The following is a 23187-nucleotide window of genomic DNA, read 5'->3' as shown; positions in this document are numbered from 1 at the left end:
GGAATCATCCCCGATCGCCCCCTTAATATCCTTTCAGCAACGGCGGATGCAGCAAAAGAACCCCAAAACCCAGGAAGTAGAGGGGGGGTACGTTTGATTTCTTTGTGCGCGTAAATGGTGCGATCGCCCCCTCAAGTGCAATTCCTAACCTCGTATCAATCTCCCTGCGGCAAATTCTCCAGCCAAACCTCTAAATCCTCGATCGACTGAAAATCTAACAATTCCTCTGCTAGAGTTTCAATTTGCTCGATCGACAAATCAGCAATTCTAGTCGTGATAGATTCCGGTAATGTTCCAACTCGCCGATTTAACAGACGGCGATTTAACTGACGTAAAATCAAGGCTCTCCCTTCTTGTTCGCGGCCTTGGACAATGCCTTGTTCAATGCCTTGTTCAATGCCTTCTTCCTTAGCTTCCCGATAAAACCGAGTTTCCTCAAGCGTAATCCCTAACATCGCCTCTGCCTCCCTTCGGTTCAAACTTGTAAACTTGTAAACCAGTATCGTCGTCAGCATCTCTATTATGGCGCGACTCGCTGCCTCAGATTCCTCCCGCTGCGATCGCGCCAGCAACAATCGCGCCACTTCCGGCGTACTCGCTTCGTCGATCGTCGTCAAAGCCATCAGCGCCACCCCCAGCGGCAACTGTTCAATATCCCCCAACTCATCCAAATATACGCGATGCACCTGATTGCAGTTCAAGAGCGATCTATACGGATGCGTTTCTGATTGTTCAGTCGATCTACTCGGATAAATTACCACCGCTTCCCAATCTGTAAATCGCTGACGGTTGCGATAAAAATACAAAAACGACTCACCAAACAATCGCTCATAAAGCAATTCATCCCGCTGAAACTGCACCTCACAGAAATATACAACTCCAGGCTCAGCATCCGGTGGCAAAAACACCCCATCAATTTCAAACTTCGGTTCCTTCACAGCAACGGAGTCAAATCGATACTGTTCCGCATTCGATGGTGACTCTTCCAATAGCTCAAACAGCAGCGTCGGAGCTTCTTGAAATAACTTGTAAAATATTGAATCTCGACGCATTAACCCAACATCTCCTCTAACCTATGCAAATGCTCGAACCGTCAGTCGATTTTAGATTTTAGATTTTAGATTTTAGATTTGACTCGCCTTGATAAATCTGGGAGGTTGAGCTTTAGTCTAAAATTTGGGGAGTATCCACAACGATTGTCGGGGGCTTCCGTTTTTTTGCTGGTTGCAAAAACAGCAAATGGGTAATCAGCTCAATCAATTCTAAAGGATTCCAGATAGCCCCAGAACAAAAAACATCCTATATTTTCAGTCCTAGACGCACTCCCGACAAAGAAACGGGGTTTTTTACTTAATCTTCGAGTACGAACAAAGGATTTTCCTACAAAAACCCGGTTTCTGGCCCCCTCTGCGTAAGTCCTAATTTTGTTAATCGGCGATCGAATTTCGCCCATCAGCATTCCGTGTTTCCTTACTTGGAACTCATCCAACCTCAAGCCCTCAGCCAGAATCAACAAGTGTGACTTGACGGGGAGACACTCGTCTGGTGGGTCAATAGTAGCTTGTTTGATGCGTCCGCGCGATCGCCCGCCCGTACCTCAACAACCGCCAAAAACTCAGAATTGCCACAAAAATTCAAAATCCCAAACCCAAAACTGCCCAACCCCAGTACGATCGATCTAGTTAGCAAAAATAAGTAAAAACACTACCGGAGTAATTTTTATGGATCTGGTCGTACTCCAGAACTGGCTGGACAACATCTCGTTTGCCATTTTGTTCTCAACAATGCTCATTTACTGGGTTGGCGCAGCATTCCCCGGCATCCCCTACCTATCAGCCCTAGGAACCGCAGGAATGGCCGTCGCCAACCTATCCATCGCCGCTTTACTCGGTTCTCGATGGATAGAAGCCGGCTACTTCCCCTTAAGCAATCTCTACGAATCCCTATTTTTCCTAGTTTGGGGAATCACCGCCATCCACCTAGTCGCGGAAAACATGAGTCGTTCCCGCTTAGTAGGAGTAGCCACATCCCCCGTAGCAATGGCAATATCTGCCTTTGCAGCCCTGACTCTGCCCGCAACCATGCAATCAGCAGAGCCCCTAGTACCCGCCCTCAAATCAAACTGGCTGATGATGCACGTTAGCGTCATGATGCTCAGTTACTCAACTTTAATGGTAGGAGCGCTACTGGCGATCGCCTTTTTAATCGTTACCCGCGGCCAAAAAATCGAACTCACCGGTAGTTCCTTCGGCACCAACAGCAACCGCAACGGCAACTACCGCCTCCAACGCCCTCAAAACCCCGAACCTCAAATTGCAGAAACCAGCGCCGACAGCGCATTAGCTTTCAGCGAACCTTCTTTCAACTCCAACAATAACGGTTTGGGCACCACCGCAGTGCTCGAATTAGCAACCGTTCAAACCCCATCAACCGCCCCAAATCAAACCGCAGAACTTCTCTCGCCCCAGCGCTTGAATCTAGCAGAAACTCTTGATAACATTAGCTATCGCATCATCGGTTTAGGATTCCCCTTACTGACAGTTGGTATTATTGCCGGTGCGGTTTGGGCTAACGAAGCTTGGGGATCTTACTGGAGTTGGGACCCGAAAGAAACTTGGGCGCTAATTACTTGGTTGGTATTTGCTGCCTACCTACACGCCCGCATCACTCGCGGCTGGCAGGGAAGACGCCCAGCAATTTTAGCAGCCACAGGTTTTGTGGTAGTTTGGATTTGCTATCTAGGCGTTAATCTGTTAGGCAAAGGTTTACATTCCTACGGTTGGTTTTTCTAATTCCCGATACACCAATCAGCCAAATAAGAACAGGATAAGTCAAAGAATCGGGATTAATATCATCTCCGGTTGTAGGGTGGGCAATTCCCACCTTACTCAACCAGCGAGTTTCTAATAATTAACTCCCTCTTCCTTCTTCCCTTTTTTTACCCGCTCGCGAAGTCGAAGGGCCTTCTTCCTTCTTATAACTTCGCCCTTCCTCACATCCGTTACATCCGTTACATCCGTTACAAAATCCGTTGCCGAACTTCCTTCATTCATTAAAATAAGGACAATTAATATGGACGAATCGCCAATATTTCCCCAAGAAGACGATGTTGTGTCTGCCCCTACCAGTGCTTTGATGTATCAATGTACATTCAAAGTCAGCGAATTTATGGCAATTATGCAGTCAAAATTGGTAGACGAAAAATTATTTTCAGAGGGTCTGGATTGCGAGTTATTAAGTGCTGGCAAAGACTGGACTAAAGGAAAACTTAGAATGCGTCTGGAGTTTATTCCCCTCGAACCTGAAATCAAAGAACAAAAAGCCCTTCCTGCCGCAGCAGAAAGATCAGATACCGTGCAAAACTACGCCGTAGATAGCTCAAATCAAACCGATATAGATGAGCCATTAAATCAATGTGACTCAACAGAAATAAATAATCATTTTCCTATTTCTAGGTATCCAGACCGTGACCCCCAAAGTATAGGAATGTGGAGCTAGGAAGGCAAAGACTGAGAGATAGGGAGAGGGGGATGATCCCCCTTCTTTGCTCAAAATCCATCGGTTAAATCCCGGACACGGCTCGTTTTCTAACTTCCTGATTTTTGCTTACTGAAAAACTGCTCTCATGGCTGAATCTTCCAATTGGACGCACCTGCACGCTCAAGTGCACAGGACGCTGCTGTACCGACAAATATTGCCATCAAATCAGCGATTGCTAGTAGCAGTTTCCGGTGGACAAGATTCTCTGTGTTTAATTAAATTACTGCTAGATTTGCAGCCAAAATGGGGGTGGAACCTAGCGATTGTTCACTGCGATCACCGTTGGCGTTCTGACTCGGAAGCCTCGGCCAATCATGTAGAACAATTAGCTAGAAACTGGGGAATATCCTACTATTTGGAAACAGCCTCGGACATCCCCAAAACAGAAGCAGCCGCCAGAGAGTGGCGCTATCAAGCATTAACCGAAATTGCGATCGCCCACAACTACCCCTACATTGTTACAGGCCACACAGCCAGCGATCGCGCCGAAACACTCCTCTACAACCTGATTCGCGGCAGTGGCGCCGACGGACTTTCTGCCCTCACCTGGACGCGGCCCCTGCTCGATTTTCGATTGCCGATTTTAGATTTTAGATTGGGGAATTCCGGCGAAAATCCCAACTCCCAAATATCTGCCGATTTTAGATTGGAAAATCAGGATGAAAATTCCCAATCGAAAATCCAAAATCTAAAATCTAAAATCTATTTAGTTCGTCCCTTGCTCGAAATAACTCGATCGCAAACAGGTCAATTTTGTCAAGAGGAAAAACTACCAATTTGGGAAGATTCCACAAATCAAGACTTGCAATATAGTCGCAACCGCATTCGAGCGGAATTATTGCCTTATTTGGAAACTCATTTCAACCCAAAAGCCCAACAAGCGCTAGCTCAAACAGCCGAACTCCTCCGTGCGGACGTAGAATATCTCGAACTTGCAGCCAGCGACTTGTTACAGCGAGCAATGTCTCCAATTGCAGACAGCCCACAGGTGAATTTTCAACTTCCCGTCAAGTTAAATCGCCCGATTTTGCGGGAAGCACCCCTGGCCTTGCAGCGACGGGCAATGCGGCAACTACTGCAACAAATATTGCCCTCGGCGCCCAGTTTTGAAAGCGTAGAAAAACTAACCAGCTTAATCGTAGCGCCCAACCGATCGCAAACCGATCCATTTCCTGGAGGAGCGATCGGTCGAGTCGAACACCCTTCGATAATTTTAGATATTAAATTTTAAGCTGTTATCAAACCCGAAAGGACTTGCCGTAGATCAGAAACTACCCGATCTTGCTCGTCTCCCGTCTCCTGTACCCGATCGAGTTCCCCCGCCACCGCTTCGAGCTTTTGGCGTAGCGCATTCAAATTGTCCTGCACCGGCTGCAACATTTCTTGATAAACATTCACCCTGCCCCAGAGTTGCGCCACTGCACCTCTCTGGTTGAACAAATTCTGCTCTAACTGCTTGAGTTCGTAGCGTTTCGCCTCACTTTCCCCATTTTGGCGGTTGACATTGGCCTCAATTTGGGATATGGCTTCCCGCACCTGCGGAATTTCGTTTTCCAGTCTTTGCAATTCTTGGCTTTGCTGCTGCCGCTGAGTATTGAGCTGTGCGACAATCGGCCCCAAATCAATATCTCCTCGCTCTTGTTTGGGAGCATTACCAGTACCCAGCCGCCGCCACAGCACCGCCTGATGCTGCTTTAAAACATCTTCCCGTTCCTGCAACCGGAGGCGCTGTCCCACCAGAGTTTCGTTTAACATCTGATAACTTTCAAGTTCATCTGCCATTTCGTTTTCCAAAGCCATGCGATCATACTCGCTAGCAGCTTGAATTTTCCCTTGCAGCTCCTCGATTGTCTCCCGTTGCAGAGTCAACTCCTCCTCTTGATCGTTAACAAAGCGGAACACCTTCTCCAAATCCTGTTGCAGGTGTTGCACCAGCCCCTGCAATTCCTCAACGGGCATCTTCTCCAGAGATGACACATCTACTTTCTGCTGCGTACCGGCAGCACCCGAAGCAGATGCGAGCCTGGAAAGTTGCTGGTAAAGATCCTCCACAGCCCGCACCTGCAAAGACACCGACTGAGCCTGCTCCTGCTTAGCGCTAAGGCTACTTTGCTGCCCTTTAAGCTCCGCCCGAGCTTGCGCCAAAGCTTCTTGAGATTGGTACCACTCTTGCCAGCGGTTTTGGAGGCTCTGATTTTGTCGATCGACCTCTTCTTGTTGCTGTTGAGCTATGCTTTGTTTTTGCTCCAACTGCTGCCAGTGCTGATCCAGAATTGCCTGTTGAGCGCCCACGGCACCAAAAGACTGATTCAGTTGTTCCCGCACCCCTTGGGCAGAAGCAATTGCCCCTCCCAGCTTCTGCATCAACTCCTGAATCCTCTGAGTCTGCTGCTCATCAACTACCGCTCCCTGCGGAACCTCAGACTGCTGCTGGGCCACCCGTTGCTGCTCGCCCCGCAACTGTTCCCAGGCCGTCTCAATTTCCACGCGACTGCGATCAACTTCTTCTCGAAGTCGGTTAGCTTCATCTCGAGTATTTTCAATTTCCGAGCGCTGAGCCTCTAGCCGCTCCAACTCCTCTTCCATTTGAGCCAACTGCTCTTCGCGGGCTTGCATTTCCATTTCCCGGCGATTGAGTTCCTGACTCGAAAACGTCAGAGAAGCCTTCCACTGTTCAATTTCCTCTTCCTTATCCTTAAACTTGTCCTGCAATCGCGAGAAATTTTGCAGAATGCTCACCAACTGGCGGGCCGCCTCCTGAATCCGCTGCACTTGCTTGCTAGCGCTCAACTCAACTAGCACCAGCGTGCCGTCGTTAAACTTATTAGCTTCCTCAACTGGGATCGCGTCATCGCCTGGTACGGCGCTCCAGTTATGTTCGCCCCGCTGACAAGCTAGCAGTTTCAGTTCAGCCTTACCGCCACCGAGACCAAAGCCGCTTCTCTGTTTTTGTACTTCCGCTAGATACAGCACACTAATAGTCCTCTGCTTCGTAAAACCTATCCCAACTTACTTTAAGTTACTTAAAGGCCTAAAAGATAAGTGGTGTTTACTTCCTACGCTGTTGGGTAGACGGCTAATCCCAAGATAAGTAGGCTATCCCCCTTAAGCCAAAGGTTCTTGACTAAACATAACACTGCGTGTGATCTTTAGTCAACTTACCTAAAGTAAACAAGTATAGGCAAGTAAGGATAACTTTTTGCCACTTAAGTCTTACTTTTTGGTATCGTTTGCCCAATCGGGGGATAGCATTTTTTTCTAACTTTTCTTCAGCACTCACGCATAGCACGTCCTCACGGGAGAACTTCCAGAAAGTACGGCCGCCGCCAGTTGTCTGGAGGAATGAGAGAGCAGTACCAATGCCGCTTGATTAAAAACTAGCAAAATTGCGGAGACTGCTATAGCCCAAAGCTGAAAAAGGTTAGTCCTTGAACCTCCCCACCTCTAAAGCCGGGGGATTCTGGCGCACCTTCAAGACGACAATGGGACATTCAAATATCCCTCTACACACTCAAAGAACTTGACTTATCCGGGAGCGCATACTTGATGAGTCCTTCATATTTTTAAGGTTGAACGTGACCTATGCTGCAATTATTTGCCCTTTAACTATTCCGAATTAATCGGATTAGTGCGTTGCCGGGGTTGCTCGCCGTCTAGGATATTTCAATGGGGTGAAAGTTATTCTTACTCTGGCGAATCGCTCTCTGCCAATTATACCACTCTGGTTTTAGCAACACAATCGTTTCACGAGACTTAAAAGTCCCTACCTACTGATCCCCAGGTCTAAATCCCCATGTCGTTAGCCCAGGACTTGCCTGTGGCGTTTCGATCCAAAAGTTTGTATTGATTTTACAACGCTTTAGTTATGGGTCGATCGTCATAAAAGCCGTTGCTGCCCCAAGCCGGCGCCTTGCTCCGGCCGACTAGGGATTTGAACCGCGCTGCCTTAGAATAAGGTAATGACGCGAGCCTATGACGATCGCCGCGGGCGAGCAAAAAGGTCGATCGGCACTGAGGGTTTTCCTGACAATTGCCAACAAAGGTTCATTTTGACTGCACCTGATTTTAGGGCTGTGGCAAACCCAAAAAAACCTCGATCGCAACTCATCCAACCCAACAGACTAGCCTCAAGTTCCCATTGGGGCTTGATCGGCACTTGCTGCTGGTAGCAGCGGTAAAACCAGAGAATCCTCGGTATTTTGAAGTTGACCTACGCCAAGATGTGTTGGATAAACTGACGGCATACTCAGCCAAAAACTTCAAAACTTTGGCTATCGAAGACTTCAACCAGTCGGGAATGCCAGCGTTGCACACTCGAAAAACCCGTGCAATCGTGCGAAGTGGATTCTACGAGTTTAGGCAACGCCGTGGGAATACAAGGTGAAACTCTAGACTTAGAGAATGCCGCGAGTTTCGCGGTTTCAGCTTGTGGACTGGTAGCGCGACCGAGGATCCGCAGCAAGTATCGACCTTTCGTCAATTCCCAATTGTGAGCTCGGCATCAGCGCGTAAATTATTGACGGAAACTCAAGTCAATCTTTTCGCCAGCACACAGTCTTTCCGAGCTCAGACGCCAACGGTTTTAAGGAGGACACTTTAGCTGCATGCAGGGAAATTTGAGTGAAATAGACATCCGCAGCATCCTGCAATTGATTGAGTTAGGTCAGCGAACCGGAGAACTGTTCGTAGAGGCCTACACATCCACCGGCAGCAGCACGGGTACTCAACCTACCCAGCGCTCCCTTGCAGGACAATCCTGGTATGTCTTCTGCTTCAACGGTCAGATTATTTACGCTACCCAGAGTGCGGGCAGTTTGTTTCGCTTGCGGGACTACCTGCGCCGCTACAAAGCAGATACCGCCCTCGACAAAATCCAAGTTCCCTATATGGCATCTACCAATGCCCCAGAATACGGCTACCTATGGGCCCTGCTAGAAAACCACATCCTCACCCCAGCTCAAGGGCGCAACATCATCCAGAGCATGATCCACGAAACCCTATTTGACTTACTTAGTCTCCACCAGGGTTCCTTCACTTTTGAAATGGGCCCAGCTTTGGCTCCTCAACTGACCAGCTTAGAAATTAGCTCGCTGCTGGCCAAGATTGTCAAACAGGTGCAACAGTGGAAGCAGTTTCACCCTCACATTCAGTCGCCCAACCAATGCCCGGTGATTTCAGACCCCTCCGAGCTGCGAGTAGCGCTGCCTGTCAATACCTTTAATACTCTCAGACGCTGGGCTGACGGGCACACTTCGATCCGCCAAATGTCGCGGTACCTCAACCGAGACGTGCTGACTGTCGCTAAGGCGATTTACCCCTTTGTACAGCAGGGATTGGTGCAAGTATTTTATGAACCCTCTGTTGCCCCGGCAAACAACAAAAAAGAATGGTCGTCCCCAGAAACCAAGGTTCCGAGAGTTGTCTGTATCGACGACGACAATATTATTCGCAAAACAGTCGAATCAATTTTAAATGAACACGGTTACGAAGCTACTACGATCGGCAATCCCCTCCAAGCATTGAGTTTGGTGTTTCAACTCAAACCCGATTTAATTCTGTGTGACATCGCCATGCCGGAACTCGACGGCTACGAAATTTGCGCTATGCTGCGTAGTTCTAGCGCTTTCCGGCAGACGCCGATCGTTATGCTAACGGGTATCGACGGCTTTATCGATCGCGTTAAAGCCCGCATGGCAGGAGCTACAGACTTTTACACCAAACCTTTTGGTGAAAGCGAGTTATTGATGCTGGTAGAAAAATATGTGGGCCCGGGCTACCCTCGGGTCAATCTCTCGGAAAGATTATTAGACTGATCGCTAGAAGACCAATTAAAAGAAAAATAAATTTCGCACCGATGGCATGATCGGAGCTTTCTTGTACCTGCGGTAAGATCAAGTCTCGACCACCACAAACAGAAAGCTCACGGACACTATTGGCGATCGCACCATAAACTAGAATGTATTAATCCGCGCGCTGGCATAAGGGCGTCGGTAAAACTCTGTTCAATTTCTAGACCCAAGTGGGTCTAACACGCTCAAAGTGCAAATATAATATACTTGTTCTCCACTTGCAGCGCTCCGAAAAACTGATGCACAGAGTTAGACTAAATTGCCAAATAGTTTTCTAAATTTGTCTATAATTGAGCAAACCCGCAACTCTAGGTAAGCTTAACTATGTTTGCCGTCAAACGAGCGCTAAAATTGAATAACAACGAAGCGACCTTGATGGCAAAACACGCAGGATGGAGGCGGCTCGTCTTCAATTTCGGGTTAAGCTTGCGGACTCAAATGTATAGTGAGGGCAAGCTTTCGGACTCGAAGGTGATCAACGAAGTTAAAAAAGTTCTCACTAACCACGTCAAGAAACAGCCTGAATTTGCTTGGATGAACCAGTTGTCTAGCCGAGTCTACCAAAACGCATTAATTGACTTGAAAGATGCGTTTAGTCGATATCGTGCCGGGAAAGCAGGTCATCCCAAATTCGCCAGCCGCCGGGATGGTCAATCTTTTAGGGTAGATTCATCCAATGGGAAAGTTCTTCTAAGTGCTGGCAACACAATTAAGATTCCTTCCTTGGGAACGTTTCGGCTTCACGAAGCCCTAGAATGCGGTTACGTGTCTCAAACTTTTACTATCTCAAAAGAAGGAAGTCTCTGGTTTGTTTCATTCTGTGTTGATGCAGAACGTTTACCAGTTCAACAGCCCAAAAGCTCTGTAGGAATCGATGTAGGTATTAAATCTTTTGCCATGCTGTCAAACCAGCAAGTTTTTGACGCACCAAAACCGTTGAAGCAAGCGAAAACCAAACTTGCCACTTTACAACGTCAAGCTTCGAGACAGGTAAAAGGTTCCAATAACCAGCGTAAAACTTACAACCAAATCAGGCGACTTCACGCGCAAATAGCTTGTATTCGTAAAGATTTCCTGCACAAGTTAACAACTTACTTAGCCAAGACTTTCAAGCTCATCAAAATAGAAGACTTGAATATAAAAGGCATGATGGCAAATCACAAGCTGGCGGGGGCGATATCCGACCTGGGCTTTTACGAGTTCAAGCGTCAACTCGATTACAAATGCCTGATGTATGGAGCGAATTTAGTGCTGGTAGACCAATGGTTTCCTAGTTCTAAAACTTGCTCTAATTGTGGCAGTAAAAAAGATATGCCATTGGGTTTTCGGACTTATGATTGTCCTGCTTGTGGCATATCTATCGATCGTGATTGGAATGCCAGCCTTAATATTTTGAACTGGGAACCCTCGGCTGGAGGGGGATAGCCTACTGATCTTGGGATAGCCGACTACCCAATAGCGTAGGAAGTAAACTCGGATGCTCTAAAGATGGCTTTAGATAATTTTAGGTAAGTTTTACAAAGCAGTACAAAGTGAAGCTTTAGGGGTTTCAAATTAATTGTTCGTAGTCGATTTGAGCTACTTTGTCAGCATTGGTCGCGCGAATTTATTGATGGCAGTCAATAATTGACGGAGCAAATTTATTGCCAAGCACCTCCGGCAGTCGCGCTATTCACCCCTTGGCTGTGTCAAGCTTGGCTGTGTCAAGTTTCGACCATCGAAGTTTCGATCGGGTTCTTCTTGGCGGGAAACCTCAACAATTTGCTAGAAATGCAGGTGTCAGAATTATGATTAGCGGTAGCCCAGACTTTATATTACCAGGACTAGGCGTAGATCCGGCTCCGGAATTCCAAGAACTAGAAACTCCCGAAGGCGAGCTGCACCTGCGGTTCTACGTTCCTTCGGGGAATGAGTTCGCACTGCCGGCGACAGGGATTAGAGAGGTACTATCCCCGTCCCCAGACCGCATGACACCGATCCCCAACGTTTCCTCTTTGCTTTTAGGTACGCTAAATATGAGAGGACGAGTGATTTGGGTGGCAGACCTCGGCCAATTTCTGGGAGACCAAACACCTCTGAACACAGATAGACCCGAAATCCCGATCGTGGCTGTGGAAGACCAGGACACGATTTTGGGGCTGGCAGTCGATCGAATTGTGGGGATGGACTGGCTCGACGTAGAGCAACTGCACTCTCAGAACAATGCACCAGACGGCATGATTCCATTTCTGAGGGGAGAATGGATGTTAGGTGCACCAGCTCAGAAAGTGCTCCGACTGCTAGATCAAGTGAAAATTCTGCGCTCGGCGCGGTGGGCAGCGTGAAATCGATTTTAGATTTGCGATTTGCGATTTTCGATTGGGGTCTAACCATCAACAGTCACACGACTTGAGGCGCGCATCTAAACATTCTATTCAAGATAAAAATCAAAAATCTCAAATCTAAAATCTAAAATCCAAAGAGGGCGGCAAATGACAACAAGTACCAACTTTCAGCAGGACTACCAACGGGCAGAAGCGGCCTACATGGATGGCAATTATTCGGAAGCCGCAGCCCTAGTTTATCAATTAGTAGAAGATTTTCCCGAAGACCCCAGCGCTCGCCTGCTGTGCGGACACATTTACTGCTACGGACTGCAACAGTATGAGGTGGCGCGGGAACAGTACACGGTTGTGCTAGGCCTGAGTGACGACCAGAGTTTGGTGGAACACGCTCACAGCGGAATTACCTACACAGACCAATTTTTATCTGGAGAACTGCACACGGAAAATTTCGAGGCTTTGTCTGCTGAAACTGAATTAGAATTCTATCCAGACTTATCCCTCGATGAAGGGTTAGAAGACCCGGATTTGGGACTTTTCCAAGGAAATTCACCATCCCTTTCCTATACAAGTCAATCCCCAGACGAAATGGAAAACGAGGACTTGGCAGACTTGGGCATGAGTGGCTTGGGGTGGGAATCAGAAGACGATGAGGGCGCAGGCTTAGTCCCAGATTTAGCCTCACATTCTAACCCCTTTGGTGGCGACAGCGGCGGAATGGCAGCTTATGCTGAGACCTCCGACTCGCTAGACATAGACGAGTTTGCCGACTCGGACTTTGGAGACCCTTTTGCCTTAGATGATGGAGGGTTTGATGCTTCTGACATGTCTAGTAGCAAAGTGTCTGGGAAAAGCGCACCTTACTCAGGAGATTCGTTTTCAGAAGCTCCCACTCAGATGCTCAACGGTCAAAGTTTTGCCTCCCCAGAAATCGGGAATTCCTTCGACTCGAACCAACTAGACTCCCCCATCGGGCCCTCGGACAATTTTGGCGAACCTTTTGCGGCGCTCGATTTGCCAGACGAATTCGACGAGAACTCCGACTACGACTACCAATCCCCGCCCCAGAGTGGCCAAAATTACGGTCATAACGCACCTGGGGCCGAAGAGGAAGACCCTTTTGCCGAGGCGATGCCCTCGTCGGGTTTCGGGTCTTCTCAACCTCACAACAAACAGCCCAATAACAGGTCGGACTACTCGTCAAACTATTCGCTGGCGGAAGACGAAACGCTGTTGATGGGAGGTGCTGTCCCCAACTCTCACTCGTCAAGGTCGAGCCGGGGACAATTTAATTCAGTCGATCACGCTTCGGCCAACAGCAATGGTTACAGCGAGTCGGAACCCCCGGCATTTGGCTCTACAGACAACTTCGAGTTAGATGCTTTTGAAGACGACGCTTTTAGCGATTCTTTCTCTTTCGACGAAAACGAACAAGCGACAGCTTTCGGGTCGTCCGACAAGAACAGCAGTGCCTGGTCGTCAAAAACTGGGAACGCTCAAGAACACAGCGACTTTTTAGATGAATTTGACGAATTTGACGATTTGGGCAATTTGCCGGACTTTGATATCTCAGAAGATGCCACCAGTTCGATCTTGACTAGAGGTAACACGAATTTCGGCAACTCGACCAGCGGCATGATGGGAACGACCGGCAGCAGCCTGGACTTTGACAACAGCGATGGCTCAGCAATTCGGGATGACGAGATATTTAGCATAAACGGCCCGGCTGATGCGTCAGTGCCGAGTTTTTCTCCCACAGAAACAGAAGCGCTGGATACTTCGGTAACAGTAGAACAGGGGGGACTGGCTTTCTTGGAAAATGCCCCTTTGTTTACAAAACAGTTGTACACGGCAATCGGGGCGGGACTGGTTTCTCTGGTAGCTGTGGCTTTCGTCACCAACATTGCCTCCTATCAAGCTCTGCGGCAAGACAAACCGGAGGCGATCGTTTACCTGCGCCAAACAGGCTGGGTAATGACCGCAGCAGCAGGCTTTACCAGCTTTTTAACTTCTTGGGGCATCGGTCAGTTGATCGCCAAGCAGGTACGCAAGTCGTCGGACAATTTGCAAGCTCAGTTCGATGCCGTATCTCAAGGAGCTTTGGACGCTCGCGCTACGGTTTACTCGGAAGATGAATTTGGCAAAATGGCTGCTAAATTCAACCACATGGCGAAGGTTATCCAGACCACGATTAGCGATACCAGGCGCAAGTCTGACGAGCAGGAACAGGCAAAAGAAGACTTGCAGCGCCAAGTGATTCGCTTGCTAGACGACGTGGAAGGAGCGGCCCGGGGTGACTTGACGGTGACTGCGGAAGTGACCGCAGACGTTTTGGGTGCTGTTGCTGACTCGTTTAACTTGACAATTCAAAATCTGCGCGAAATCGTCCATCAGGTGAAGCAGGCGGCTCGGGAGGTCAGCAAAGGCGCTACGGATAGTGCTAAGTTTGCAGGCGATTTGTCTTCCGACGCGCTGCGGCAAGCTGAGGAACTGGCGGCAACGCTGAATTCGGTGCAAGTCCTCACCGATGCGATTCAGCGGGTCGCAGAAAGTGCTAGAGAGGCGGAAGAAGTGGCCCGGGGCGCGGCGGCAACGGCTCTGAAAGGGGGCGAGGCTGTGGAGCGGACGGTGGCCGGGATTTTGGAAATTCGAGAAACTGTAGCAGAAACCACGAGAAAAGTCAAGAGGTTGGCGGAAGCTTCTCAAGAAATTTCTAAGATTGTGGCTTTAATTGCGACGATCGCCTCCCGGACGAATTTGTTGGCCCTCAACGCCAGTATTGAGGCGGCGAGAGCTGGGGAAGCGGGCAGGGGTTTCGCGATCGTGGCAGATGAGGTGCGACAATTGGCAGACCGATCGGCTAAGTCTTTGAAAGAAATCGAACAGATCGTGATGCAAATTCAAAGCGAAACTGGCGCGGTAATGACGGCGATGGAAGAAGGGACGCAGCAGGTTATTGAGGGGACAAGATTGGCAGAACAGGCGAAGCGATCGCTTGAAGATATCATTCAAGTAACTAACCGAATTGACGTGTTAGTGCGATCGATTACTGCCGACACTGTAGAGCAAAACGAAACAGCTCGCGCGGTCGCCAGTGTGATGCAGGCCGTGGAGTTAACCGCTCAGGAAACGTCCCAAGAAGCGCAGCGAGTTTCCGGTGCTTTGCAAAATTTGGTGGGCGTTGCTCGCGACCTTTTGACATCGGTGGAAAGATTCCGAGTAGAAACAGCAGAAAGACAATAATTAATTGTCTAATGCTTGTTTTGCTGGCTGATTTACAAGCACGTTAGTGTGGCAATAATGGCAGACAAAAAGCAACCTCGCAGTCTTGAAACCGCTGCGGGGATGCCAATCCAACACCTAAAGGAAGTAGGAGTTGCACAGATGGACGACAACATAGTAGAGGTTATTCCTGGTATATTTGGTGAAATACAGCCGACGGGCTGTATTATCTGTACCCTATCAAAAAACAGCAGGGGCTATGCCAACAAAAGACTTCGCATTAACGGTGAATGGAAAACGCTGACTGTTCACCGTTTAGTATTAGAAAATATCTTAGATCGTCCGATTAGACCGGAATACTTTGCTTGCCATATTTGCGATGTCCGAAACTGCATTAATCCTAACCATTTGTGGGAAGGTTCTAGACTGGAAAATTCTCAAGATAGGTTTAAGAAAGGACGAATTAAAGATGTAGGAAGTACATCTGCGCCGAAACCTCAAAAACAAGTGCGAGGCATAGAAGTAATTCCAGGCATTCGCGCTGAAATACAGCCGAACGGCTGCATGATTTGTACCTTGGCTAAAAGAAGTGATGGTTACGCCATTAAAGCTACTAGAATTAATGGCAAAACAAAAAGTTTATACGCTCACAGACTTGTACTGGAACACAAACTGGGAAGACCTGTTAAACCCGGTTATTTTGCTTGCCACAGTTGCGACGATCGCGGTTGTGTCAATCCAGACCATTTGTGGGAAGGAACTCCCGCCGATAACTCCCGCGATTCTATAGAAAAAAACCGCTTTCCTTTCGTTCCCGGCAAGATATGTCCTACCCGTAAACTAAAACCCGAACAGGTACGAGAGATTCGCTATCTTTTAAGTGAGGGGAGGTCGAAAGCAGAAATAGCCAGGACATTTGCAAGATCTCGCAGTCAGATTATTCTCTTGTCAAGGGGCGAGATATACAGAGACCTTCTCTAGAACTACTAACATAGACCCAATACAATAACGCTTAAAATCAGGAATAAAACTATGCTACCGGAGCAACAACAGAGGATAATGGGCTACTTTATTGAGGAGGCAAAAGACCACCTCAATACGATCGAACAAGGCTTGCTGAATCTGCAAACCACGATCGAAGACCCAGAACTGGTCAACGAAGTATTTAGGGCCGCTCACTCTGTCAAAGGAGGAGCAGCAATGCTGGGGCTGACCAGCATTCAGCAAACAGCTCACCGACTAGAAGATAGTTTTAAAGTTTTAAAAGAGTGCAGCGTTAAAGTAGACCAACAGCTAGAGTCCCTTTTCCTGCGAATATTTGACACATTGCAAGGGCTGCTAGAGCAACTGTCGGGGCCTTTTGGACTGACAGAGGAATTGGGAGAACAGATGGTTCGAGAATTAGAACCAGTAATTGAAGAACTTAACGGGCACTTGGGGGGACTCGTTGGACACGGAGAACACCATGCAGACGAGAGCTACGCGATGCCAATACCCGAACCAGTTATGGCGGGGATGGGAGTCGGGGCGTTTGCCTCATCAAGGAGTTTTCCGGATTCGCGGTCAGTTTACGCACCTGATGCCAGAGCAACAGAAGACAGCGCGCTGCAGCTAGTATTTGACTCGGACGTGCCGGCGAGGATGCGGGAACTCTTGCAAGAGTTCAAACAGCCCGAGGGGCCAGAAAGCAGGCGACAACTCAAGAATATTTGTCGGAACTTGCTCAGGGCGGGAGAAGAATTTGAACTGCCCTGCTGGATAGAATTGATCCAAACTGTATCCAAGGCGATCACCAACCCAGAAAATACCTACCGTACCTTAGCCCCAATAATCATAAGAGACATCAAACAAGCGCAAGAACTGGTAATTTCTGGTCTAGAATCGTCGATCGCACCAAGCGCAAAACTTCTGGCGCTGCAGCCGACTGTTCTGGTTCCCGAAACGGATTTTGAAGATTTGCTGGCCTTCGCTCAACCGAGTACATCCGGGACAAATGTGGTTTCTGTTGAGGATGCAGCCTGGGATCTCGTGGGTTCCGGCGATTCCGGGGATGGATTGAACAAGTTGCTGCCGACTATTTCTGGGCTGAGTATAGACGAGCTGTTCGACCAACTAGACAGTGGCGAGAGCAACGAGGACAGTGGCATTCGCTCGGCGCAATTCGACGATTCCGCCTTCGCAGAATCGGATATGGAGACGGGTGCTTTTAGAGGCTCGACCCGCACCGGCCCGGAAGTGGGCGCTGCAGAACTCAACACTTTAGCTGACTTGTTTGACGGCGAGTCCCCGGATCTCGACGGCGCTTGGGAAGAAGAAGAAGACCTCGACTATGCACAGTCTTCTGGGATATCGGCGGCGGGAATGCTGGGGTCAGACGATGATGACAATTCCGGCGATTTTACTGATTTGTTGTTTGACGAATACGATGCCGAAAGTTCGGAAACGAACACGGCGCCTCCGATTGACGACCTGACAAGTTTGTTTGGGGAGGATTTGCTGTTTGGAGAGGAGGCAGACGGTTCGCCAGTAGCCGCCAGTCAGGAAAATAGGGGTTTGAGCCAGCGGTTAACTCGCAAACAGCTTAAAAAAACGGGTAACGGTAGGGGCGGTTTGGAGCGGCGAGAGGGCACGGTGGCCAAAGCTAGGGGACAAGCTGACGAAGATGCTCTTGGTACGCTTTTGGACGAAGTGGCTGCCCAAACTTCTGCTGTTGGTACGGACGATACTGATTTCGATAACTTGTTCGGCGATTTAGGCTTATCAGAGGCAGCGGATGTGCCGGCAGTCTCTTCTGAGTATTCCCTCAAGCCTGAGGCTTTCGAGGCAGAATCTAAGAAGCCGGCAGCAGGTGGGGGCAATAATGATTCAGCGGATGCCGAAGCGCTCGCTCTGCCGGAAATAGATGATTTCGAGTTGCTCTCTGAGCTTGGCGAGGACTCGGATGTGAGCGAGCTGTTGGGGATTACTTCTAATTTCCTTTCTTCAGAAGACGAAGGTGGGGAGAATGGGGGCGATCGAGATCAAGCTGCAGGCATCGCACAAAAAGAGGAAATGGGCAACGTTCTTAACATGACATCAAATTCTGATTTAGATATCTCTGCGGATGAAAACTGGCTAGAAGATGCTTTCGGCCTGGAAGACGAGTCTGTGCAATCGCTCAACCTGGAAGTGGACGATACGGATTTAGATGCGCTGTTTGGGGATATGACCTCGGGTTCGATTTCTGAGGATGAACAAACTGTGCGGGATCGCCAAGGAGTGGCTACTTCCCGAGAAGCAGCTGATTTGGCTGAGCTGTTCGGTTCTGTACCTACGGGTACTGAGTATGAGGGGCAAGCTTCGGGGCAAGCCCGTGGGGGTTGGCTGAATGATGGGGATTCAGAATTGCTGAGTGCCGATGTGGGAGTTGATGAGGGCGACTTGGGGAGTTTGTTCGAGAACAATGGTGCGGCTGTTTCCGACCAAGGCTGGACAAATTCGGCAGAGGTTGAACTTGGGGCTGTGTCCGATGATCGTCCTGAGTCGGAAATTTCAAGTGTCGAGTCTGATGAGGGCGCAGTTTTCGACTTTTTGGAGGATATGTTTGCCGAAGGCATGGTGCCGCAGCCCGATGCTGTAGCGGCGGGAGATGAGGTCGTGGCTCATGATGAGGAAGAATTGTCGGCCCAGCCTCCCGATGGTTTGTTCGACGAGGTGGGTGCGGATTTGTTCGATCGATCCGAAACAAATGCCGCTGGAGAGTCTGAGGGCGAGGATGATTTGTTTGATGCCCTGGAAACAGATTTTTCGAGTGCGGATTTAGACGCGCTGCCGACAGAATCTCTCGATGGTGGTATGTTTGAGGGCGATGCTGACTTGCTCTCGGTGATGGAAACCGGGGCTACTCTCAACAGCGAAGAGTTGGAGGGTTTTAATGATTTGTGGGACTCGATCGATGCTGAGGTTCTGGTGACTTCGGAACTGACGACGGGCTTTTGGGACGCTGAGGACGAGTCAGCCGATGCCGATTCCTCGGACTTGGAAGAGGGGTCGCTGGCAGACTTTTTTGCCGATGGCGAATCAGGCGCTGAGGACGACGAAGGCAATTTTGACGATTTAGAAGCACTCTTAATTGCAGGGGGTGCTGGTGCTGTCATAGCAGCTTCTGGGGGAACAAATCAGAGTCCGGTAAATACAGAAGTTTTCTCGGATCTCGAAGAACTCCTCAGCGAGAGCGCAACTATGCCGGAAATTCACGGGCTACCGGCGACAACTGCCAGTAAAGCTTCGCGCGCTGCAGCCGAGGAAAGCGACGACGAATTTGGCGATTTGGAAAAACTGCTGGAAGATCCCAAGGAGAGCGGCCGCCAAGGGGAAGGCAATATCGGGCCGTCGGCGATCAACAGACCCAGGCGCAATATGCGCGCGGGCGGGTTCGGCGACCAAACGATGCGGGTGCCGATCAAGCAACTGGATAACCTCAGCAATTTGATGGGGGAACTGGTGGTGAACCGCAACAGTTTGGAGCAAGACCAAGAACGGATGCGGCAGTTTTTGGACAATTTGCTGCACCAGGTAACGCTACTGAGCGATGTGAGCCAGCGGACTCAGGATTTCTACGAGCGGAGTCTTTTGGAGATTGCTTTGCTGGCAAACCGCCAGGGACATCGATCGGCCTGGCGCTCTGAGGATTCGGCCCACACCCGGGAAAGTGCCTGGAGACCGGAGGAAATGGACAGGTTTACTCCTTTCCACAGTTTGGCTCAGGAGATTATTGAGCTGATCGTGCGGGTGCGAGAGTCGGCGGCGGACATTGAATTTTTGGTGGATGAGGCAGATCAGGTGACTCGCCAACTGCGGCAAGTTACGACTCAACTGCAAGAAGGTTTGACTCGCGCCCGGATGAAGCCGTTTGCGGAGACGACGGACAGGCTGTTCCGGGCGGTGCGGGAAATTGCAATTAAGTGCGGGAAGCAGGCTCAGTTGCAGGTTGAGGGTAAGGATATTTTGATCGACAAGATGATTGTGGATCAACTGTATGACCCGATGACTCATTTGGTGAACAATGCGATTACTCACGGGATCGAAGCGCCCGAAGTGCGTCTGGCGGCTGGGAAGCCTGCTGTCGGCCGGATTACGATTCGTGCTTTCCACCAAGGGAATCAAACGGTGGTTTCGGTTTCTGACGACGGGGCGGGAATTGACCCGCAAAGGGTGAAGGCGAAGGCGATTAAGCAGGGTTTGCTGACGGCGGCTCAGGCTCAGAGGATGTCTCGCTCGGAAGTTTACGATTTGCTGTTTATGCCGGGTTTCAGCACTCAGGAACAGGCCACGGAGTATGCCGGCCGGGGAGTCGGTATGAATGTGGTGCAGACTTCCTTGCAGGAGATTCGCGGTACTGTGTCGATCGATTCAACCATCGGCAAAGGGACTGTGTTTACCATCCGTTTACCTCTGGTGTTGAGCATTTCTAAGGCTCTGACTTGCATTAGCGATCGAGCTCGGATTGCTTTCCCGATGGATGGGGTCGAGGATATGATCGATGTGCCTCGCGATCAGGTGACGACGGGGGCGGACGGTTTGCCTTGCATTGAGTGGCGGGGTCAAAGCTTGCCCTTCCGCCCGCTGCGGGATTTGCTGGCTTACAACCGCCATTTGGGCCGGGGCAGTGTTTACGGGTTTAATACTGACGATGACATGATTTCGGTGATCGTGCTGCGGTCTGCGGGCAATTTCTTGGCGGTGCAGGTGGATCAGGTTTCGACGGAACAGGAAATTGTGATCAAGCCGTTGGAGGGGCCGGTGCCGAAGCCGATCGGGATTGCTGGGGCCACGGTGCTCGGGGACGGTCGGATCGTGGCGATTGCGGACGTTCTGGAGCTGATCGATTTGGCTACCGGAAGGCTGCGGAAGGAAGCTGGCGGTACGCTTTGGGATGAGATCGAGAGAGCCACTAAGGAGGCGGAAATCGAGAAGACTGAGCCGACTGTGCTGATCGTGGATGATTCGATTACGGTGCGATCGCTATTGTCGATTACTTTCGAGAAGTCTGGCTATCGTGTGGAAGAAGCTCGCGACGGTAAGGAAGCTTGGGAAAAGATGAAATCGGGTCTGCCTTGCGATATCGTTTTCTGCGATATTGAAATGCCGAGAATGGACGGTTTGGAACTACTTTCTCGGATGCAGAAGGATGCTGTTTTGTGTGAATTGCCGATCGCGATGCTAACTTCTCGCGGTGCTGACAGACACCGCCAAATGGCTTACAGTTTGGGCGCGAAAGGCTATTTCACTAAGCCTTATTTGGAGGAGCAATTGCTTGATGCTGCTTCTCGGATGTTGAAAGGTGAGGTAGTTGGTGCTCCGGTTGGTGTGTAATGTGTAAATCTGCGTTTATCTGCGGTTGAAAAATGGGAATTTGTTAACCGCAGATGAAAATGGATTCACGCGGATAAACGCAGATAATTTCTAATTTATCTGCGTTTATCTGTGTTTATCTGCCTCTATCTGCGGTTGAAAAAATGGAATTTGTTAACCGCAGATGAAAATGGATTAACGCGGATTGACGCAGATTTAGATCGCGCTTTCGGTTTTGGTGGTAGGCTGGGAAAGTGGGGTGTAGCGGAAGGGCGATCGAGGTTATTTATGAAAGCTGAAGAACTTTTAGAAAGATACGCTAAAGGCGAACGAAAATTTCATTCAGCAGACCTTAGAGAAGAAAACCTCAAAGGTGCGGACTTGAGTGGAATAGACCTATACGGTTCCAATCTATCTGGTGCAGACTTGAGTGAAGCAAATCTAACTCAAGTAAACTTTAATAGTGCCAATCTCATTAAAACATCCCTGACAAAGGCTAATTTGAGCAGTTTAGTAGGCGCTTCTTCAGCAAATTTGAGTTGGGCCGACCTGAGCGGTGCAGATTTGAGTTGGGCCAACTTTAGTAGTGCTACTTTAAATTATGCTAACTTAGAGCGGGGAACTCTGACAGGAGCAAACTTTAATAACGCTAAATTGTTTGGTGTCAATTTAGACGAGGCAAATCTGAGCAGTGCAAGTTTAGATAGTGCTGACATACGTGTAGCTTCTTTGCATAAAGCGAACCTAAGTAAAGCGAATTTGAATAAGGCTGATTTGACTGAGGCATACTTAGTGGAAGCTGACTTAACTCTGGCAAATTTGAATGAGGCTATATTGACATCGGCCAAACTTCAAAAAGCTAAATTCCCGAAAGCTAATCTGCACAAAGTGAATCTGTCAAGAATGAATTTGACTAATGCCAATTTAGAACAAGCAAAACTGGACAGTACAAATCTAAAATATGCTTGTCTGCAAGGTGCAAATCTAGAAAGAGCCAATCTACGCTCTTCTAATTTGACCGGAGCTAATCTGATAGAAGCAAACTTAAAAAGGGTAGACTTTAGTTGGTGTGATTGTTATGGCTGGAATATCAAAAATGCAGACTTAACTGGTACAATAATGCCCGATGGAGAAATTTACCAGCCTGAAATCTCTGACGGAGAAATCTACCAGCCTGAAACCTCCGAAAAATTATCCCAAAAACTGATATCTATGACACGCAAAATTATTCGTACTGACAAAGCACCGGCACCCGTGGGCCCTTACAATCAAGCGATCGCCGCAACCGGCACTATGCTGTTTGTAGCTGGTCAAATTGCGATCGACATTAGACTAAACGATATCGTCTACACCGACGATGTGGCAAAACAAACCGAACAAGTCATGGCAAATCTCGAAGCCATTCTCACAGAAGCCGGCGCTACTTGGTTGAATGTGGTAAAAACTACGGTTTTCCTCAAAGATATGAATGATTTTGCCGCTGTGAATGCGGTTTATGCGAAATATTTTGATGCGGAAACTGCACCGGCGCGCGCTTGTGTGGAGGTTTCGCGTTTGCCGAAAGATGTGTTAGTTGAAATTGACTGTATTGCGGTTATTTAACGTGAGTTAGAGTGCTGACCGAAAGCATCCAGGATACAAGCCCCCGGATTCATCCGTCCAGAAATACAAAACCTGTATCCGATGAAACTTGCCCCCCGGATTTATCCGTGGGGTCAATGCTTCAATTCTAAAATCTAAAATCTAAAATCTAAAATCTAAAATCGATTGACTCAATTATTTCTCTTTGATTAAGTCGCCTTTTATCTGAAAGGAGCAAGAGTTTATTAGACAAGATTGCAAAAATAATTAGGGCTTGCTGAAAAAGTAAGAAAACAGCATTTAGAAAGATGAATGAACTCGCGAATCCCTTGATAATATAA

The 23187-nt window shown here is 48.9% G+C and carries 14 protein-coding genes; 12 read left to right on the top strand and 2 right to left on the bottom strand.

Going from position 1 to position 23187, the window contains the following annotated elements; all coding sequences use genetic code 11:
* Positions 1-155: 155 nt before the first annotated feature.
* Complete coding sequence (locus QUA74_RS15535) at positions 156-1052, bottom strand: Rpn family recombination-promoting nuclease/putative transposase (protein ID WP_333330455.1); 897 nt, start codon at positions 1050-1052, stop codon at positions 156-158.
* 669 nt (positions 1053-1721) lie between these two features.
* Here QUA74_RS15535 and ccsB point away from each other — a divergent pair.
* From ccsB to tilS, 3 genes are all read left to right on the top strand, one after another.
* Complete coding sequence (gene ccsB / locus QUA74_RS15530; protein ID WP_333330452.1) at positions 1722-2792, top strand: c-type cytochrome biogenesis protein CcsB; 1071 nt, start codon at positions 1722-1724, stop codon at positions 2790-2792.
* Between the two features lie 280 nt (positions 2793-3072).
* Positions 3073-3498: a KGK domain-containing protein gene (locus tag QUA74_RS15525; protein WP_333330448.1), complete on the top strand. Its 426-nt coding sequence runs from the start codon at positions 3073-3075 to the stop codon at positions 3496-3498.
* A gap of 127 nt (positions 3499-3625) precedes the next feature.
* On the top strand, positions 3626-4771 hold the full coding sequence (gene tilS, locus QUA74_RS15520) for a tRNA lysidine(34) synthetase TilS (protein WP_333330445.1): 1146 nt from the start codon (positions 3626-3628) through the stop codon (positions 4769-4771).
* Here tilS and hmpF read toward each other — a convergent pair.
* On the bottom strand, positions 4768-6513 hold the full coding sequence (gene hmpF / locus QUA74_RS15515; protein ID WP_333330442.1) for a pilus motility taxis protein HmpF: 1746 nt from the start codon (positions 6511-6513) through the stop codon (positions 4768-4770). The two genes, tilS and hmpF, sit on opposite strands and share 4 nt — an antisense overlap.
* A 986-nt stretch (positions 6514-7499) precedes the next feature.
* Between hmpF and QUA74_RS15510 the strand changes: the two genes are divergently transcribed.
* The 9 genes from QUA74_RS15510 (at position 7500) to QUA74_RS15470 (ending at position 22867) form a co-directional block, all read left to right on the top strand.
* Positions 7500-7709, top strand: coding sequence for a hypothetical protein (locus tag QUA74_RS15510; RefSeq protein ID WP_333330439.1), 210 nt, complete (start codon positions 7500-7502; stop codon positions 7707-7709).
* Positions 7710-8144: 435 nt separating this feature from the next.
* The gene (locus QUA74_RS15505; RefSeq protein ID WP_333330436.1) at positions 8145-9353 is read left to right on the top strand and encodes a response regulator; all 1209 of its coding nucleotides are present in this window, start codon (positions 8145-8147) and stop codon (positions 9351-9353) included.
* Positions 9354-9713: 360 nt separating this feature from the next.
* On the top strand, positions 9714-10814 hold the full coding sequence (locus tag QUA74_RS15500) for an RNA-guided endonuclease TnpB family protein (RefSeq protein WP_333330434.1): 1101 nt from the start codon (positions 9714-9716) through the stop codon (positions 10812-10814).
* Positions 10815-11015: 201 nt separating this feature from the next.
* A complete protein-coding gene (locus QUA74_RS15495) occupies positions 11016-11180 on the top strand; it encodes a hypothetical protein (RefSeq protein WP_333330431.1) in 165 nt (54 codons plus the stop codon).
* Positions 11180-11713, top strand: a complete 534-nt coding sequence (locus QUA74_RS15490) for a chemotaxis protein CheW (protein ID WP_039887356.1) — start codon at positions 11180-11182, stop codon at positions 11711-11713. The genes QUA74_RS15495 and QUA74_RS15490 overlap by 1 nt, the downstream gene beginning before the upstream one ends.
* Before the next feature lie 147 nt (positions 11714-11860).
* A complete protein-coding gene (locus QUA74_RS15485) occupies positions 11861-14953 on the top strand; it encodes a methyl-accepting chemotaxis protein (RefSeq protein WP_333330428.1) in 3093 nt (1030 codons plus the stop codon).
* 57 nt (positions 14954-15010) lie between these two features.
* Positions 15011-15913 (top strand): HNH endonuclease, encoded by a 903-nt coding sequence (locus QUA74_RS15480; RefSeq protein ID WP_333330425.1) that lies wholly within the window; start codon positions 15011-15013, stop codon positions 15911-15913.
* Between the two features lie 51 nt (positions 15914-15964).
* Positions 15965-21286, top strand: a complete 5322-nt coding sequence (locus tag QUA74_RS15475) for a response regulator (protein ID WP_333330422.1) — start codon at positions 15965-15967, stop codon at positions 21284-21286.
* 150 nt (positions 21287-21436) lie between these two features.
* Positions 21437-22867 (top strand): Rid family detoxifying hydrolase, encoded by a 1431-nt coding sequence (locus QUA74_RS15470; protein ID WP_333330419.1) that lies wholly within the window; start codon positions 21437-21439, stop codon positions 22865-22867.
* Positions 22868-23187 lie beyond the last annotated feature (320 nt).

It is taken from the genome of Microcoleus sp. LAD1_D3 (assembly GCF_036702135.1).
Taxonomy (GTDB): Bacteria; Cyanobacteriota; Cyanobacteriia; order Cyanobacteriales; family Microcoleaceae; genus Microcoleus.
Note: the sequence above shows the minus strand (reverse complement) of the source record. Positions and strands in the feature narration are given on the sequence as shown.